This window comes from Sedimentitalea todarodis, from assembly GCF_032595355.1.
GTDB lineage: Bacteria > Pseudomonadota > Alphaproteobacteria > Rhodobacterales > Rhodobacteraceae > Sedimentitalea > Sedimentitalea todarodis.
Genome location: NZ_JASMWN010000067.1, coordinates 1 through 2,889 on the forward strand (window position 1 = coordinate 1; position 2,889 = coordinate 2,889).

Annotated in this window: 3 protein-coding genes; all 3 read left to right on the plus strand. The window is 62.8% G+C overall.

Going from position 1 to position 2,889, the window contains the following annotated elements:
• The coding region (locus QO231_RS25885; protein ID WP_394356734.1) for an adenylate kinase at positions 1–666 on the plus strand (666 nt) is incomplete at its 5' end.
• Between the two features lie 67 nt (positions 667–733).
• Complete coding sequence (locus QO231_RS25890) at positions 734–1,018, plus strand: DUF4212 domain-containing protein (protein WP_316783132.1); 285 nt, start codon at positions 734–736, stop codon at positions 1,016–1,018.
• 12 nt (positions 1,019–1,030) lie between these two features.
• Entirely contained in the window at positions 1,031–2,818 is a 1,788-nt protein-coding gene (locus tag QO231_RS25895) for a sodium:solute symporter family protein (RefSeq protein ID WP_316783137.1), read from the plus strand.
• Positions 2,819–2,889 lie beyond the last annotated feature (71 nt).

Consider the following 2,889-nt stretch of genomic DNA (forward strand, 5'->3'; position numbering starts at 1 on the left):
ACAACCGCTGCTGTATTGATCCTGCTGGGGCCTCCGGGTGCTGGCAAGGGGACGCAGGCCCGGATGCTTGAGGAGGAGTTTGGCCTCGTGCAACTTTCGACCGGTGATCTGTTGCGTGCGGCGGTTGCCGCGGGCACCGAGGCCGGCAAGGCCGCCAGGGCGGTGATGGAGGCGGGCGAACTGGTCAGCGACGAGATCGTGATCGCGATCCTGCGCGACCGCCTCGCCGAGCCGGACTGCGCCAGGGGCGTGATCCTCGACGGCTTTCCGCGCACCACGGTGCAGGCCGAGGCGCTGGATGCGCTACTGGCGGAAACCGGCCAGTCCATCAACGCGGCCATCAGCCTCGAGGTTGACGACGCGGCGATGGTCACCCGCATCTCGGGCCGCTTCACCTGCGGCGGCTGCGGCGAGGGCTATCACGACACCTTCAAGGCCCCGGAGGTCGCCGAGACCTGCGACAAATGCGGCAGCACCGACATGAAGCGCCGGGCGGATGACAATGCCGAAACCGTCGCCAGCCGCCTGGTGGCCTATCACGACCAGACTGCGCCCCTGATCGCCTATTACAAGGACAAGGACGTACTGAGATCCATCGACGCGATGGGTGACATCGACACGATTGCCGCCGACCTGGCAACGATCGTGAAACAGGCCACGGCCTGACAAGACCCCGGGCATCGCACTGATACGGCGATGCCTATCATCTCTGGAGGAAGAAGGAGGACCCGCCATGGCGGACCAAACCACTAGCGCCTCGAGCACCGCTGAGTCCGACAAGGGCTACTGGGCGGCGAACGTGCGCATCATTCTGATCAGCCTCGTCATCTGGGCGCTGGTCTCATTCGGATTCGGCATCCTGCTGCGTCCGATGCTGTCGGGCATTGCCGTCGGCGGAACCGATCTCGGATTCTGGTTTGCGCAGCAGGGCTCGATCCTGGTGTTTCTCGCGCTGATCTTTTTCTACGCGTTCCGCATGAACAAGCTCGACGCGGAATTCGGCGTCGAAGAAGAATAAGGAGCGAAACACATGGATCAGTTTACCATCAACCTGCTGTTTGTGGGCGCATCCTTTGCGATCTACATCGGCATCGCGATCTGGGCCCGCGCGGGCTCCACATCGGAATTCTACGCTGCCGGGCGCGGCGTTCACCCGGTCACCAACGGCATGGCGACGGCGGCGGACTGGATGTCGGCCGCATCGTTCATCTCGATGGCTGGCCTCATTGCCTTTACCGGCTATGACAACAGCTCGTTCCTGATGGGCTGGACCGGTGGCTACGTGCTGCTGGCGTTGCTGCTTGCGCCCTACCTGCGCAAGTTCGGCAAGTTCACCGTGTCGGAATTCATCGGCGACCGCTTCTACAGCCCCACCGCGCGTCTGGTGGCGGTGATCTGCCTGATCGTGGCCTCGACCACCTACGTGATCGGCCAGATGACCGGTGTTGGCGTGGCCTTTGGCCGGTTCCTGGAGATCTCCAACACAGCCGGTCTTCTCATCGGGGCCTGTGTCGTCTTCGCCTACGCGGTGTTCGGCGGCATGAAGGGCGTGACCTATACCCAGGTCGCCCAATACTGTGTGCTGATCATGGCCTATACGATCCCGGCCGTGTTCATCAGCCTGCAGCTGACCGGCAACCCGATCCCGGCCCTGGGCCTGTTTGGGAATGACGTTGCCAGTGGCGAGCCTCTGCTGGCCAAGCTGGACGCGATCGTGACCGAACTCGGCTTCAACGAGTATACCGCGCATAACGGCGACACCTTCAACATGGTGCTCTTCACCCTGTCGCTGATGATCGGTACCGCGGGTCTGCCGCACGTCATCATGCGCTTCTTCACCGTGCCGCGCGTTGCCGATGCCCGTTGGTCCGCTGGCTGGGCACTGGTCTTTATCGCTTTGCTGTACCTGACGGCTCCTGCGGTTGGCGCCATGGCGCGTCTGAACATCACTGACATGTTCTGGCCCAATGGCACCAATGGCGAAGCCGTGTCGGTCGAAGAGATCAATACCGATCCGCGCTATGACTGGATGGCCACCTGGCAGAAAACCGGCCTGCTCGGCTGGGAAGACAAGAACGGCGACGGCAAGATCCAGTACTACAACGACAAGTCCGAGGTCATGCAGGCCAAGGCGGCTGAAAAAGGCTGGGAAGGCAACGAGTTGACCAACTTCAACCGGGATATCCTGGTGCTGGCCAACCCGGAAATCGCCAACCTGCCCAGCTGGGTCATCGGTCTGGTGGCTGCGGGCGGTCTTGCGGCTGCTCTGTCCACCGCTGCCGGTCTGCTTCTGGCGATTTCATCGGCTGTCAGCCACGACCTGATCAAGGGTCGCTTTGCACCCGAGATTTCGGAAAAAGGCGAGTTGATGTCGGCGCGGATCGCCATGGCGGTTGCCATCGTGGTCGCGACCTATCTGGGCCTCAACCCTCCGGGCTTTGCGGCACAGACAGTGGCTCTGGCCTTTGGCCTCGCGGCAGCGTCGATCTTCCCGGCCCTGATGATGGGCATCTTCTCCAAGAAGGTGAACAACACCGGTGCCGTGGCCGGCATGCTGGCAGGTCTGGTCACAACGCTGGTCTACATCTTCCTGCACAAGGGCTGGTTCTTCATCCCCGACACCAACAGCTTCACGGATGCTGATCCGCTGCTGCTGTCGATCAAGTCCACCTCGTTCGGTGCGGTCGGTGCGATGATCAACTTTGCAGTGGCCTACCTGGTCACAGGCATGACCAAGCCGGTGCCGCAGGACATCGTCGACCTCGTCGAAAGTGTCCGCGTGCCACGCGGCGCAGGGGCTGCGGCAGCAGACCACTAAACTCCCAGGCGCGGGCGTACCCCCCCGATACGCCCGCCAACCCCGGTCCCGCCCGATCCCGTCGGGCGGGA